The organism is Sphingomonas sp. JUb134 (assembly GCF_004341505.2).
In the GTDB taxonomy this organism is placed as follows: Bacteria; Pseudomonadota; Alphaproteobacteria; order Sphingomonadales; family Sphingomonadaceae; genus Sphingomonas.
In genome coordinates this window covers 719,266-733,503 of sequence record NZ_SLYP02000001.1, presented here as the reverse complement: position 1 = coordinate 733,503, position 14,238 = coordinate 719,266, and the positions used below count along the sequence as shown (strand labels likewise).

Genomic DNA, 14,238 nt, shown 5'->3' with positions numbered 1-14,238 from the left:
AACAGGACGAAGCCCCACCTCAGCCATGTCGAGCGCGATGCCATCGCTCTACCTTCCGCAAGCCCGTGGGCGGGTCAATGTCGAACGTCCGCTCCCCACCAGAGATGGGAGGTTCAGCGCCCGATCCAGGCACGGTTGTTCATGAGTTCACGCGATAGGACGCGGGAGCAGTTCCGGTCGGCTGCTGCTCGGGATTCTGGCGTGGATCATAGGCGACCACCCATTTGGGATAGCCGTCCGGCGTCATGACGATGTCGGGGTGCCCGATGGGATCGTTGCCGGTCTCGATCCATCCGGCGCCGTGGCAATAGTCGCACACGGCACGCTTGCACCGGAAGCTGACCAGATCGATCTCGGTGTTCCACTGGCCGTGCCCCCGGCAGATCGGACACTTCGCATCCAGGGTGCCGTTTCTCGGCTGGAGCGGAACGATGTCGAACGCGTGGGGGCTGTCGGGTCCTTCGCATTGCACGACGTTGCTGGCGTGGGCGATCGCTTTTCTCCTCAGCAGCGCCCAACGATCCTGCCGGGGAGCGGTTGCGCGCATGAGCCCGCGGCCGGCCTGTGTCCCCACAGGTCTCGCGACCGGCATCGCGCTGGCAAGGTTCAGCGAGACGAGCCATCGGCTACGATGCCGAGGGCCACGTTCACGGGAAATACTGGAGAATGGTGCACCCGACTGGATTCGAACCAGTGGCCTCTGCCTTCGGAGTCCATGTTATAGGGGCAGAAACCGCACGATTCCGCCATTTTGGCGACGCTAAACGGCTGAATCAGCCCCTTAGGCGACGCTAAATCCTGTCCATTTACTGTCCACCGGGCGTCGGCTTGACTCCACGTCTCAGAGCTTTCCGTCAGCATCGCTGACATTTCCAGCGAATGGTGTCAGCGTCGCAAACCCATGCGCTCGAACCAACGACACTCCGATTAACCTGGATGAATCTACTGCCGCGACGCGCAGACATCCACAAATTCGCTGAAGAACGCCTTTGGGTCGAACCCGATAGCTCGGGCGAGGTTCAGAAGTTCGACCATGTCGATCCTCCGCTGGCCAGCTTCCACCTCGGCGACAAACGACTGGGGCCGTCCGAGTGCTTGAGCGACTTGGTTTTGGGTCAAGCCTGCCTCACGCCTCCGGTTCTTAAGGAGGTCGGCAACCAAGAAGTGTTCAGCTGTGGCGATGCTACGGGTGATGCTGCGGGGCTCCGAATGAACCGGCAGCGCTAAATGGGACTTGCGAATATCCGGAATATAGATATTTTGATTAGATGAGCAGGCGCGCCGCACACCTTGAGGGCAGACATTTCTTCGGGGATCAGTTCGACCTCCTCTCCGAGAAGGTGGTCGACGCTGATCCTGCTGAAAGAGCGAACGCGCTACGAGCTTTGGAGACCTACCTAGACGACTGCATCAGGCCCATTGACGAGTTGAAGAAACAGATTGCTGCGGCTCGCATTCATGCCGATCGCGAGTGTCGAAATGGCCCCCGGCCGTCACAAGGCTCTATGTCTACGACTGGAGCTCGAGTGGCACCAACACGGACTCAGTCCCTTAGCGAGCGGGAAAAAACTCGTGCTCGGATCGAGGCGTTGGTCGCAGCCGCGCCTGATTGATGATTTAGCCGAGAGCGGAATGGCAGATCCTGTATCCCGAGAACCATAATCGGGAGATCGTTCATGCCGAATGAACGGTAAACGGCCACTGCAAGGACGTCCAACAACCAGGATGAAGCGGCGCTTGCAGTCCGGCGGGCTAGCCCGACGTCAAAGCTCACCACGACCACCTCGGCGAGACCGCGCGGCCGCCCGCGTGACAAGTGCGATGGCTGATCAAACACCGCCAGGATTCTCCGGCGTTGAACCGTTCGATTCTCGGACTCTGCGGGTTAAGGGCTCTAGGCACCCGAGTCGGGTGCGGTATATAAGCTTGTGAGCAAGACGCGCAGGGCAGGATGACTGCCAGTTCCATTCAGTGCCCATCCGACCGATCGCTGAAGGACGGTCGATCAAGTCTTGTGCTGGTGTCAGATAGAGCTTCGATGCCACGCGGCGATTTTGGTCCGATCCTGGCCTGTGATCTGTTCGCTGGCGCTGGCGGCTTCTCTCTCGGAGCTCGCAACGCTGGCATTCACGTGGCAGCGGCTGTCGAGGTGAACCGCCACGCGGCCGCCACTTATCGCAGAAACTTGATCGACTCGGATCAAGCCAAGGTAAGGCTGTACGAGGAGGACATCGCCGCCCTCGACCCTGAGCGGGTTCGGAAGGAGGCTGGGTTCGACGCGAGCGGCTGCGACATCCTTATGGGCGGGCCGCCCTGCCAGGGTTTCTCTACGCATCGAATAAACGGCGCTGGCGTAGGCGACCCGCGAAACGCTCTGCTGCTGCGCTACTTCAGATTCGTCGAAAGTTTGCGTCCAGCGTTCTTTCTCGTCGAAAACGTTCCCGGGCTCCTGTGGCCGAGGCACAGGAGCTTCCTGAGCGCCTTCTATGATTTGGGACAAGCATCCGATTACGAGATGCTGCCGCCGGTCGTTCTAAACGCGAAGGACTTCGGCGTTCCCCAGAACCGCCGCAGGGTCTTCATCCTTGGTGTGGACCGACGTCGCGCTCGTGCGCCGCTTCAATGGCCACCAAGCGCCACGCATGTTCCACCGGATCGTGTCGACGACGAGCGCCCGAGATGGCGTGTCGCCGCAGAAGCCTTCGCCTCAGCGGCTTTAGACGGGGATCCGAACGACATTCACATGAAGCACGGGAGCGCTCTCGTCGACGCTTTCAAAGCGACGCCGCCAAATGGTGGGTCCCGAAGGGATTCCGGTCGCATCCTGAATTGCCACGTAGGCCATTCCGGGCATTCCGACGTATATGGCCGTATCAACCCTGAGGAGCCGGGGCCGACTATGACAACAGCCTGCGTGAATCCTTCCAAGGGCCGATTCGTTCATCCGACGCTCCATCACGGCATTACGCTGCGGCAGGCGGCCAGATTACAGACCTTCCCGGATTGGTTCGTCTTCGAGGGCGGTCTCATGGCTGGAGGCGTGCAAGTCGGCAACGCCGTGCCCGTTGACATGGCCGCCGCGCTTCTCCGACCACTCAAGGATGCCGCGTTGGCAATCAGGGCAGCCGAAAAGCCGCATTTCCCAAGCACGATGCTGAGGTGGGAAAAGTAGTCCAAAGGTCGGGGCGCGACCGCCTGAGTTCCGACAGGCGGAGCGCCCTGTGAAGGGCGGTGACAAACCAGGCCACAGGACCGCCGGCGCAGTGCCGTCGGGGGCGGAGTAAAATCCGGCCAGTTGGTAAGCTGCTCCCTTTGCGGAGCGGCGGGGATGTTTGTCGTGGAGAGCTACGCAGCGGTCAGACGGTTTGTATTTGTCGAGGGGCATAGTCGCCGGGAAGCGGCGGAGGTGTTCGGGCTGAACCGGGATACGGTACGCAAGATGTGCCTGTATTCGGCGCCTCCTGGATACCGCCGGACGAAACCTCCGACCAAGCCGAAGCTCGGGACGCTGCTACCGGTTATCGACGCAATCCTGGCAGCCGACCGCGAGGCGCCGGGCAAGCAGCAGCACACGGCCAAGCGGATCTTTGAGCGGCTGCGCGACGAGCATGGCTATACGGGCGGCTACACGATGGTGAAGGACCATGTGCGGCTGTGCAGGGCCCGCGGGCGCGAGACCTTCGTGCCGCTGGCGCACCCGCCGGGGCATGCACAGGTCGACTTTGGCGAGGCGGTCGCGGTCGTCGGCGGGGAGCGGATGAAGATCCACTATTTCTGCATGTCGCTGCCGCAGTCGGATGCCTGCTTCTTCAAGGCGTATCCGCGCGAGACGACCGAGGCGTTTCTTGACGGGCACGTGTCGGCATTCGCGTTCTTCGGGGGCGTGCCGCTGTCCATCCTCTACGACAACACAACCATCGCCGTGGCAAAGATCTGCGGCGATGGAACGCGCGAGCGCACACGCGCCTTCACCGAGTTGGTCAGCCACTACCTGTTTCAGGACCGTTTTGCGCGTCCAGCGCGAGGCAACGACAAAGGCAAGGTCGAGGGGCTGGTGAAGTTTGCGCGCAACAACTTCATGGTGCCCGTGCCGGTCGCTGCCAATTTCGATGTCCTGAACGCCAGGTTCGAGGAGTCCTGCCGTACGCGCCAGGGCGAGCATGCCGGTCAGCACGCGCAGACCATTGCCGAGCGGCTGGCGGCAGACGTATCGGCATTGCGCACGCTGCCGTCCGTACCACTGGAGCCATGCGAGAAACGCGCGGCGCGCGTGTCGTCGACCGCGATGGTGCGCTACCGGACCAACGACTATTCGGTGCCGACCGCGTACGGCTACCGCGACGTGATGGTGAAGGGGTTCGTCGACGAGGTCGTCATCATATGCGCGGGCGAAGAGATTGCCCGGCACGCGCGTTGCTACGACGAAGGCGTATTCGTCTCCAACCCACTGCACTATCTCGCGCTCATCGAGACCAAGCCCGGTGCGCTCGACCAGGCGGCAGCCCTTCAGGACTGGAACCTGCCGGACATCTTCCAGCATCTGCGCCACCTGCTCGAGGCCCGGATGGGCAACAAGGGTAAACGCGAGTTCATCCAGGTGCTGCGGCTGCTCGAGGCGATGCCGCTTCCCATCGTCACGGATGCCGTGACCGAGGCAGTCCAGTTGGGCGCACCTGGTTTTGACGCGGTAAAACTCATCGCGCTGGCGCGTATCGAGCGCCGTCCGCCGCGCCTGGATTTAGCGGCGTATCCGCACGTGCCCAAGATGGACGTCAAAACGACGTGCGCGGCCGACTATGCGGTGCTGGCAGCATGACGGACAAGGACGCCATGCCGGTGGGCACGACCGCAGGTACGCCACAGGTGCTGCTCGCCCATCATCTCAAACAACTCAAACTGCCAACCGTTCTGCGCGAGTACGAAAAGGTCGCGCGCGAATGCGCGCAAGGCGGGGTCGACCACACGCGCTACCTGTTGCGGCTTATCGAGTTGGAGCTCATCGACCGCGAGCGCCGGACCATCGAGCGACGGATCCGCGCAGCCCGTTTCCCGGCTGTGAAGAGCTTCGACACCTTCGAGTTCACCGCCATCCCCAGCCTGAACAAGATGATGGTGGTCGAGCTCGCACGGTGCGAATATATCCTGCGCCGCGAGAACGTCATTGCGCTCGGCAACAGCGGGACAGGCAAGACGCATGTAGCCCTCGCGCTCGGCCTGGCGGCTTGCCAGAAGGGCTTCACAGTCGCCTTCACTACCGCGGCCTCGCTGGTGAACCAGTTGATGGAGGCGCGAGACGAGCGACGGCTGCTCAAGCTCCAACGCGAGATGGCGGCCGTGAAGCTGCTCGTCGTCGATGAACTCGGCTACGTCCCGTTGTCCCCGACCGGCGCCGAACTGCTCTTCGAGGTGCTGTCGCAGCGCTACGAGCGCGGCTCGACCATCATCACCTCCAACCTGCCGTTCGAGGACTGGACGCAGGTGCTCGCCTCCGAGCGGCTGACCGGCGCACTGCTCGACCGGCTCACCCACCATGCCACCATCCTGACCATGAACGGCGACAGCGTAAGCGTGGCCGGTAGGCCGCCTTGTTATTGCGGCCGGCTCTTCTGGTAGGCGAGCTTGCCAGCATGGCGGCGGATGGCGATGGCGGCGACGGCGCGCCGGGTGAAGCGTTCGTCGATGTCGTCAGGGTTGTAAGGGCCGCCATACCAGTTGCGCAGTCGGTCGTGTTCCTCGTGAGTGGGGTCGCCCATGGCGTCGAGGAACATCTCGTATCCGGGCAAGCCACCGACATCCTCGGGTGGACAGCGCCGTTCGCCGGCGACGAAGCGCGGGTATTTGACGTCAGGCTCGCCGGGGCCGACCGTTTCCACGGTGATGGTGTGCCGCCAGTCGTCGCCCATGTCGTAGGTGTAGACGAGTTCTTTCATGCCCCGGTCGAGGAGGGCGGCGAGCTTCACGTTCTTGGCGGCCGCCATGCCGCTTTCCGACCACATCGGGTCCGGCACGCCGTAGCGGTGGTCGCCGGCCTCGAAGTGCCAGAGATGACAGTTCTCCCAGCCCATCGCAGCCTGGACGACATCGTGGAGCATCTTGAGGCTGGCGGTGACCGGCACGTCGACCCGGCGCCAGATGGCGGGTTCGATGTTGTCCAGGACGAGGTGCAGGCGGGCAACGGTTTCGGCGCTCATGCCGCCAGCCTGGCAGGTTCGCGAGCCCAGTTCCACGGCATGAGCTCGTCCCAGCGGCTGGCGGGCCAGTCGTCGGCGACCCTGGCGATGACGTCGGCGATGTACGCCTGCGGGTCAACGCTGTTGGCCTTGCAGGTCTGGATGACGGTGTAGATCGCGGCGGCACGCTCGCCGCCCGCCCTGGAGCCGGCGAACAGCCAGTTGCGGCGACCAACGGCGACGCCGCGCAGGGCACGCTCGGCGATGTTGTTGTCGATCTCCAGGCGGCCGTCGTCGAGGAAGCGGCACAGTGCCGGCCAGCGTTTGGTGCCATAGGCGATGGCCTTGGCCATATCGGACTTGGGCGACAGGCGACGAAGGGCAGCGTCGAGCACCTCGCGCAAGGCGCCGACCAACGGCTTGGTTCGGTCCTGTCGCACTCGGTGCCGGACATCCGGTGGCTGGTCGCGCACCTCGGCTTCGACGGCATAGAGCGCGCCGAAGCGCTGGAGGATGTCGGTGGTCAGCGGCGTGGGGATGCGCTCGTGCAGGTCGAACACCTTGCGCCGGTAATGCGCCCAGCACGCTACCTCGGTGACACCGCTGCGGTACAGCCCGTCATAACCGGCATAGGCATCGGCCTGGAGGAAGCCGCGGAAGCCGGCGAGATGCGTCTGCGGGTGCGCGGCGGTCCGGTCGGGTGTGAAGCGATACCAGGTCGCGGGCGGCGCCGTGCTGCCGGACGCGCGGTCATCGGCCGCGTATACCCACAGCCGCCCGGTCGCGGTCTTGCCTCGGCCCGGGTCGAGCACCGGCACCGGCGTGTCGTCCGCATGGATCTTGTCTGCGGTCAAGACAGCATCACGGATACGGCTGACGACCGGGTCGAGCAGGACTGCGGCCTGCCCGGTCCAGCCGGCAAGGGTGGAGCGGTCGATGTCGAGGCCCTGCGCCGCCATCATCTCGGCCTGACGATAGAGCGGCAGATGGTGGTCGAACTTGGAAACGACGACATGCGCCAGCGTGGCGAAGGTCGCCTTGCCCCGCGCCACGGCGCTGACCGGCGCGGGTGCCTGCACGATTTTCTCGCAAGCCCGGCAGCTATATTTGGGGCGAACGTTGCGCACGACCCGCCAGTGGACCGGCATGACGTCGAGCATCTCGTGCGTATCCACGCCCAAGCGACGCAACATGCCGCCACAGTCCGGGCAGGTGCAGGCACCAGATGCCGGCTCATGGACTACTTCCTCGCGCGGCAAGTGGTCCGGCAGGCTGCGGACCGGTGCCGGTCGCGGCGCTACTTCGGGTGCCGCAGTCTCGACTGCGGAAACATCGCGCTCGGTTTCCAGCTCTTCCAGTGCCAGTTCGAGCTGCTCGACCTCGCGGCCCAGCTTCTCGGATGAGGCGCCGAACTGCATCCGCCGCAGCCAGGCAATCTGCCCGCGCAGGGTGTCGATGAGCAGGTCGCGGGCGACGAGCGCGGCATTGGCCCGGGCGAGCGAAGCCTCCAGCGCGGCGATCCGCGCGATGACATCAGCTGAGGAAACGGGCGCTTCCGACACCAGGATTGCATAGCAGATCGCATGCCGACGGGCGAGCAAAAGCCACGCGAAACCGCCGTTTTCAGCCCGCCAGTGTCGGCACGAACGTGCGCTCGGGCCGGCGCCAGTCGATGCCCTCCAGCAGCATCGACAGCTGCGCCGGCGTCAGCGTCACCGCGCCGGTCGCGGTCACCGGCCAGACGAAGCGGCCCCGGTCCAGCCGCTTCGAGAACAGGCACAGCCCCTGGCCATCGAACCACAGCAGCTTGACCAGATGACCGCGTTTGCCCCGGAACGCGAACAGCGCGCCGGAATGCGGATCCTCGCGCAGCACCTGCTGGACCAGCACCGCCAGCCCATCGAAGCCCTTGCGCATGTCGGTCACGCCGCAGGCCAGGAACACTCGCGTCGGCAACGGCGTCGGACTCACCTCAGCACCGACAGCACCCGCGCCAGCGCGCCGGCGTCCACCGAGCCGTCCACGCTCACCCGCACGCCACCCGCCAATTCGATGCAGATGAGGCCGGGCGTGGATGTCGCCGGCTGTGGTGCAGGAACCTCAGCCACACACACCTCGGCGAATGTTGGCAGCGCGGGCGCTATGCCGCCCAGCTTGCCCAGCCGCGCCTGCTTGCGCCACGTATACACCAGCCCGCTCGATATCTCGCGCCGCTCAAGAACATCGCGAACCCGGACGCCAGGCCGGAACGCCTCGGCCAGGATCTCCAGCTTCTCCTCGTCCGACCAACTCCGCCGGCCCGACACCCGGCCGACCACCTCCACGGACCCGAAAACTTCCCGCACCGCTATCGCCCTCGTCAAAGGCGACAAACATCCCAGCTACGGCAAAACGGGCAAGGCGGCCCGCAGGCCACGCTTACGCGACAGCTATCGCCTCAAGCAGTCCACCGGACGCAAACGTCGCGGGGCGGAGCAAAACCAGGCCAGTGCCCTGTCCGACCCGGACACCGGTGAGATATTATCTTCCTGACCATCAGGCCGAGGACGGCAACGATATGAAAAGGGCCCCGATCGGGGCCCTTTTCATATCGTCAGCGCGCGCCTCAAGTGGCCTGCTTTTACTCCGCCCCGCTGGCCTGGTTTTGCTCCGCCGTTGACAGCGCCCTCATGTCGCGGGTGCGTTCCCGCGACACACAGCCCGAGCTTCGCGTTCGCAAGGTCGCTCATGCTGCCGGTCTTCGATTCAGACTTCACCGGCGGGATCTTCCTGGCACACCCGACCTCGTGTTTCCGAAGCACAAGCTAGCAGTCTTCGTTCACGGCTGCTTCTGGCATCGCCATCCTGGCTGCAAGCGCGCCTCGATGCCTGCCGCACGACAGGAGTTTTGGCGGGACAAGTTCGAGAAGAATGTTGCGCGAGACCGGGCCGCCCTCAAGGCTCTCGCCGCTTCCGCTTGGTCATCGATCATTATTTGGGAATGTCAGACGAACGATGCTGACGCGGTCCGGCGGATACTGCTCGATAGCTGTGGATGCTCACCTAATCTGTAATCGGCGGATCACGTTCGGTCAACGACGCCCCCCGTTGGAGCCACTAGGACAAGTCTGCTACTCCGCTGCGCTTGGTAGGTTGAAGAAGTCGACGCCAATTCGAGCCCGTTGACTTCCAGACTGCGTCAGGAGCCTGTTGGCGTAATCCGGCCGAAGCTTCGCCAGCACCTTGAACTCGATCTCGTTCGCCACGGGCTTCCGCTGCTCGTCGAGGTCGATGACGTGGCCGAAGAACTTCCCGTTCTCGATGAGCCCCCCGTTTCGAAGAAACAATGTTTCAAGGCTCATCTGGCGCGAGGTCTCGTCGAGCGCCTCCAGAGCTACGGGAACGTTGTCCACGAAGAGGTAGATGTGCCGGCCAATCGTGGCGGCTTCCAGCAGTCTGGAGACCGCTGCGCCAGACTTGGTTGCCTTCAGGCGTGCCACCGCAACCGGCCGAGTAGGCTTGAGTTCGCCATCCCAGCCTCGTTCATTCTGACCTTCGACCAGATCGCAGGCCGGGGTCACGCAGACCCAAAACTGCTCCTTGCCACCGCGCATCCCGCTGAACACCACGCCTGTAGTCATTCCCCCGTCGCGGCACTCGTCCGAACACAGATACTCGTTCAGTGCATGGTAGACCTGCATGGGCTGCATGTTTTGGGCCGCGTCGGCCATCGTTTTGGCGGTCTCAACCGCTTCTTCCCTGCTGTTGGGTTCGATGAGACGTGCGCCGAAATCGACAATGGAGGGCTCGACGCTCGTCGCGAGACGCTCGAAGAGCCGACCATAGAGATCGGCGACATTCGCGCGCCGCTCGTCTGCGTTCTTACCCAGCAACACCCGCAGAAGCCAACCCGCCCGGAGCCGGCTCGTTTCGAGCACCTTGTGATCCGCCAATGTCCCCGCCTTCTCCAACGACGCGCGGGCCTGCATCATCATCACAAGCAGCGGATTCGGATCCCAAGCCTCGATGGCGGTGGCGAGCCGGTCTATCAGGACCTCGGGAGCATCGTCCGCCTTGTTGACGATCGCGACGAACACGTTGTCGCGGGTCACCCAGTGTGGGCTCTCAGCGGACGTGAGGCTCGTCACGACGGTTCGGTCTGGTCTACGCTCCGATACGATCACAGGCTTCAGCCTGGCCTCCAGCCGCTGGCGGGTCCAGAGCGTCAGGACGGCTGGAATGTCCTTAGGGGCAACCTTTTCCCGCAACAGGATCTTTCGGAAGGGTTCGGACGAGACCCGCAGACCAGACCCGGCGAGGTAATCGTCTATGATGGCCTGACTGAACTGTTCTCCAAGCTCCGCTGCGACCTCGGGATCGAGATCGGCCATGATGTCCTTCGCCGCGTCTGCAACTTCCGTCGACAGATCCGCGCCCGCCCCCAAGCTATAGGCGATGTCTCGCGTGACGGACCGCGGCTGGGACTCCGTGTAGACGATCACCAGATTGAAGTGGTCGGAAGAGGCCAGTTTCTGGATGATGCCGAGCGCAGCCGTCGGATCGTCCTGATCTACGGGATCGAGGTTGTAGTCGAGGATGAGCAAGTCAGACTGGTGAAGGTGATTGTCGTTCTCGAACTTCTCGGCCACCGCCGGACGATTCCCAACGTCGCAGAGCCAGCCCCTTCCACGACAGAGTTCGAACAGTGCCCTCGCCCGGTTGTTATCTAGAGTCGGGTCAAACCCCCCGTCGGTGGCCAACGCCGTGAAGGTCGGAAACTTGTCGTCAACCAGAAGCGCGAAGCGGATCGGCTTGATGAATGCCTCTTCGAGAAGTTCGCTGCTAACCTTAGCCATCAAAGCCGTTCCTCAGTGTAATGGCGAAATTGGCACCCGGAAGGCGCCTCAACGGACCGTCCGGCACGTACTCAATGCGATGCCCGCCGGCGGCCAAAGTCTGCCGACAGAGGTACAGGCCAACGCCCCTCCCCCGGATGCGTCGCGTGAAGAAAAGCTCAAACAGATTGCCTTGATCGTCCTTGTCTACGCCCGGACCGGTGTCACCTATCAGAAGCTTGCCATCGACGGCGTCGAGCAGGATCTCCTTCACGGGTCGACCTGCCAGCCAGTAGAGCGAGTTGTTTACGATGTTGATGAAAACCGGGAAGATCCGAGAGGGGAATTCCATGAACCTGGCGGAACGGAACGCGAGCGTTGCGGAGAGGTCGATCCCCCGCTCCTCAATCGCCGGGCCGAAGAACTTCTTGAGATAGACGACGATGTCCTCGCCCGACAGCGTCTGGCGCTCGTCGCCGCCGGAGACCTGAATCCGCGAAAGGAAGCGCAGGCGCTCCACTAGCTCCGAGCCGGCCCGCTGCGCTTCGCCGAGCGCCGGTGTCGGCGGCGCCGACTTCGCGAGATCGGACAGGCTGGTCGCGAGGCGCCGATCAAGCGTGCCGAGCTCGTGGCTCAGTATCTCCACGCTGATGCCGATCTGGGCGAGACCCTGGATCTGCTCGAGCCGGCGCTCGAGCGTCGACTCGCGGGCGCCCGCGTAGGCGAACGCCCCCTCCAGATCGACCCCCACGGAAAGCTGGCCCAGAGCGCGCAAATAGGGCTCATAGACCTCGGAAAACTCACTTGTGAGCCGGTCGCGGAGCTCGTCCATCTCCTCGATCGCCGTCCGAAGGGACGTGCGCCCCGCCTCCACGTCCACGAGCAAGGGAGCGGCGTCCTTGTAGAACGCCTTCATGTCCTGATCGATCTGCGCGTCGATCCTGACGCTCTCGCTCTTGAGAAGCGCGGAGATAGCACGCTTCCAGCCGGAGAGCCGATCGGTCACCGCCTTTTGATTACGTCCAAGGTGCGATCTCGCGACGTCTACAGGCGGTCGGGGATTGAGCCGTTCGTTCTCCTCCGTCCAGCGCGTCCGCAGTTCTTCGACCTCGTTAGCCACAGAGCTATAGAGATCACGGTAGCCACGGTACTGCTCCTCGAAGTTGCCGAGGTTGCGCGGCTTGGGCGGCAGCCGCAGGTCGGCCCGGATGCTGACAGCCTCATCGATGCGCGGTGCCAAGCTCCACACTCCGTCGGCATCGTTCGCGTTCACCGCTGCGTCCAGGTCTTGAACGATCGTCGCGACTGTACTGAACGCCGCCTGAAGCGCGGCGGTCTGCGACCGCAGCGCCTTACGGAAGTTGGCGAGCTGCTGCGAGCGCGCCTTCTTCGACTTGGCGGCCGCAGCCTCGTTATCCGCCAGGATACCGGGCAGAAGCTCCTTCCTATATGTGGAGTCACTCCCGAAATAGCGGCGCGCGGTCGTCCGGAGGATATCCTTGACGAGCAGCTGTATGGCCCGGCTAGCGGAGTTGTCGATCAAACCCTCTCGCCCGGCCTTGTCGCGCAGGTTGGGGTTGTCCGCCCGTGTGATGGCAATGCGTCCGAACATGCGTCGGCTCGCCCAGAACTCGCGACCGGCATGCATCTGCCGCCGCTCCTCGATCTTGAAGAAGTCGTTCTCCGGGCGACCGTAGGGCATAACCCTAAGACCATCCCGGTAGATGGAAAGGCCGGAGTGCGTTTCAGCTCGCTTCACGACCTCCCTGTAGACGTCGGGATCGAGGACCGACGCTTGCCTCTCTCCCTCGAAGGTGCCGATCGCAATGTCGAATGGTCCGATCCGGTCGCGGCCGGTCGTCGGGGGCGCCTGAGCCGGGACGAGTTCGACCTCGCCCAGATCCTTTCCGAACGCACGCACGGTGCCGCGGAAGATGCCGGTCTCGTCCACATGGCCCTCGATGTACTGGTCGAGAGACTTCAGGAAGTCGATTCCGTAGCCCTCCTCCCGACTGACGGGCGTGGTCGGCGGGCCCGCCTGGTGCACGACGACGCCATAGTCCATGACGGAGCCGCCTGCGGGTGCGTACGGATCGGAAAACCCCGTCAGCGTCCGAACGAGAGAATCGCGGATCGATCCTGCCTCCTCGCTTGTCGCGTCCTCGCCCTCAAGCGTCCAAGCCGTCAGCGCGCTATTGAGCTCCGTCATCACCAACGCGGTTCCGCTGGGTCGGTCCCCGGTCCAAACCGGCCAGTCCGCAAGGTGGGCCTCGTAAGGCACCCTCGCCGCGAGCGCGGCTCGGATGCGAGCCGAAGTGAGGTTGCCCGGCGTCCTGCCCTGGTCGAGCTCGTCGAACTGAACCCAGGCGTCGACGAGTCGATCGCGCCGAGCCGGATCGTCGTCCGAACCGGTGAGATTTTCCCGGAGCGCCGTACGCAGGTTCTCGACCAGGCCTTCGAGCTCTTCGGGACGATCGAACTCCACCACCGGCAGCTTGATGTCGTGAAGGAAGATGTATGGATTCTCAAAAAGCCGCCAATCCACGAGACATGCGATGAAGCGCGCATCGGCCTGCTTCGACACGACGAGCACAACTGATCCGAGCGCCGCGACGGAGAGTCGCCCGATCCCCTTCTGTCCCTGACGCGGCCGCTCTGGCAGGCCCTGTCGCTGATCCGCAGAGACCGCCCGGTCATCGACCTTAGACTCCGTGCCCACGACTAGCCACTTGTCCACGAATGCGGAGCGGGACATCCCGGTGCCGTCGTCGTAGATCGCTGCGGTCGGCGGATCGGCCGAATAAATATGCAGCGAGACAGTCCGCGCGTAGGCGTCGTACGCGTTCTTCCACAGTTCGCTGACGGCCGTCGGCACATCCGCAATCTGTTCACGGCCCAAGTGGTCGATCGTTCTCGCGCGCGTCTGAAATGAAACGGCCTCTGTCATGCGGATGGCATTCTCGGCATCATGCTTCCTGATCCACGGCGCAGTTCCTCCGGCACAGGACTAGCCACAGTGTTGCGGAGATCAACACCCTATGCGTTGCGACGCTCACGAAAGGAGCGTTCCTTCCGCATCGATTACGTGATGAGCCTATAGATCAGCTATTTTACCTGATTGCCGTAAACAGCAGATAATGAGATGAGCGGGCCTCCTGCTGAGCGACCGGTTTTGGCGCGCAAAGCTGTCGATCAGCCGAGCTGAATAAAGGGCCGGTATGCCAGCTGAGCGCGCGGAAGCGGCCGGGAGGCCC

12 protein-coding genes are annotated in these 14,238 nt (G+C 63.6%); 4 read left to right on the top strand and 8 right to left on the bottom strand.

Annotated features, from left to right (window positions below; genetic code table 11):
• Window positions 1-139: 139 nt before the first annotated feature.
• Together EDF69_RS03395 and EDF69_RS19940 are read right to left on the bottom strand one after the other, a co-directional pair.
• Window positions 140-547, bottom strand: a complete 408-nt coding sequence (locus EDF69_RS03395) for a hypothetical protein (RefSeq protein ID WP_239555273.1) — start codon at window positions 545-547, stop codon at window positions 140-142.
• 395 nt (window positions 548-942) lie between these two features.
• The gene (locus tag EDF69_RS19940) at window positions 943-1,287 is read right to left on the bottom strand and encodes a helix-turn-helix domain-containing protein (RefSeq protein ID WP_425336580.1); all 345 of its coding nucleotides are present in this window, start codon (window positions 1,285-1,287) and stop codon (window positions 943-945) included.
• A 751-nt stretch (window positions 1,288-2,038) separates the two neighbouring features.
• On the opposite strand from EDF69_RS19940, the gene EDF69_RS03385 reads away from it, so the two are divergent.
• The 3 genes from EDF69_RS03385 to istB all read left to right on the top strand — a co-directional run bounded on the left by EDF69_RS03385 (window position 2,039) and on the right by istB (window position 5,613).
• Window positions 2,039-3,172, top strand: a complete 1,134-nt coding sequence (locus EDF69_RS03385) for a DNA cytosine methyltransferase (protein WP_132884530.1) — start codon at window positions 2,039-2,041, stop codon at window positions 3,170-3,172.
• Window positions 3,173-3,328: 156 nt separating this feature from the next.
• On the top strand, window positions 3,329-4,816 hold the full coding sequence (gene istA / locus EDF69_RS03380; protein WP_132884630.1) for an IS21 family transposase: 1,488 nt from the start codon (window positions 3,329-3,331) through the stop codon (window positions 4,814-4,816).
• 14 nt (window positions 4,817-4,830) lie between these two features.
• Window positions 4,831-5,613: an IS21-like element helper ATPase IstB gene (istB, locus tag EDF69_RS03375; RefSeq protein ID WP_204991416.1), complete on the top strand. Its 783-nt coding sequence runs from the start codon at window positions 4,831-4,833 to the stop codon at window positions 5,611-5,613.
• On the opposite strand, the gene EDF69_RS03370 is transcribed toward istB, so the two are convergent.
• Genes EDF69_RS03370 through tnpA form a run of 4 tightly spaced genes read right to left on the bottom strand, consistent with a single transcriptional unit; the run spans window position 5,589 to window position 8,515 of the window.
• The gene (locus tag EDF69_RS03370) at window positions 5,589-6,191 is read right to left on the bottom strand and encodes a plasmid pRiA4b ORF-3 family protein (RefSeq protein ID WP_132884633.1); all 603 of its coding nucleotides are present in this window, start codon (window positions 6,189-6,191) and stop codon (window positions 5,589-5,591) included. The two genes, istB and EDF69_RS03370, sit on opposite strands and share 25 nt — an antisense overlap.
• Window positions 6,188-7,750 carry an IS66 family transposase gene (tnpC, locus tag EDF69_RS03365; RefSeq protein ID WP_425336666.1) on the bottom strand — a complete coding sequence of 521 codons (1,563 nt, stop codon included), beginning with the start codon at window positions 7,748-7,750 and terminating at the stop codon, window positions 6,188-6,190. Before tnpC ends, EDF69_RS03370 begins: the two co-directional genes overlap by 4 nt.
• Before the next feature lie 43 nt (window positions 7,751-7,793).
• Complete coding sequence (gene tnpB / locus EDF69_RS03360; RefSeq protein ID WP_304537245.1) at window positions 7,794-8,141, bottom strand: IS66 family insertion sequence element accessory protein TnpB; 348 nt, start codon at window positions 8,139-8,141, stop codon at window positions 7,794-7,796.
• Window positions 8,138-8,515, bottom strand: a complete 378-nt coding sequence (gene tnpA, locus EDF69_RS03355) for an IS66-like element accessory protein TnpA (RefSeq protein WP_339537905.1) — start codon at window positions 8,513-8,515, stop codon at window positions 8,138-8,140. Before tnpA ends, tnpB begins: the two co-directional genes overlap by 4 nt.
• A 324-nt stretch (window positions 8,516-8,839) precedes the next feature.
• On the opposite strand from tnpA, the gene EDF69_RS03350 reads away from it, so the two are divergent.
• Entirely contained in the window at window positions 8,840-9,223 is a 384-nt protein-coding gene (locus tag EDF69_RS03350) for a very short patch repair endonuclease (RefSeq protein ID WP_132883928.1), read from the top strand.
• Window positions 9,224-9,280: 57 nt separating this feature from the next.
• On the opposite strand, the gene EDF69_RS03345 is transcribed toward EDF69_RS03350, so the two are convergent.
• Window positions 9,281-11,005, bottom strand: coding sequence for a response regulator receiver domain (locus tag EDF69_RS03345; RefSeq protein ID WP_132883927.1), 1,725 nt, complete (start codon window positions 11,003-11,005; stop codon window positions 9,281-9,283).
• Window positions 10,998-13,931, bottom strand: coding sequence for an ATP-binding protein (locus EDF69_RS03340; protein WP_132883926.1), 2,934 nt, complete (start codon window positions 13,929-13,931; stop codon window positions 10,998-11,000). Before EDF69_RS03340 ends, EDF69_RS03345 begins: the two co-directional genes overlap by 8 nt.
• Between the last annotated feature and the right edge of the window lie 307 nt (window positions 13,932-14,238).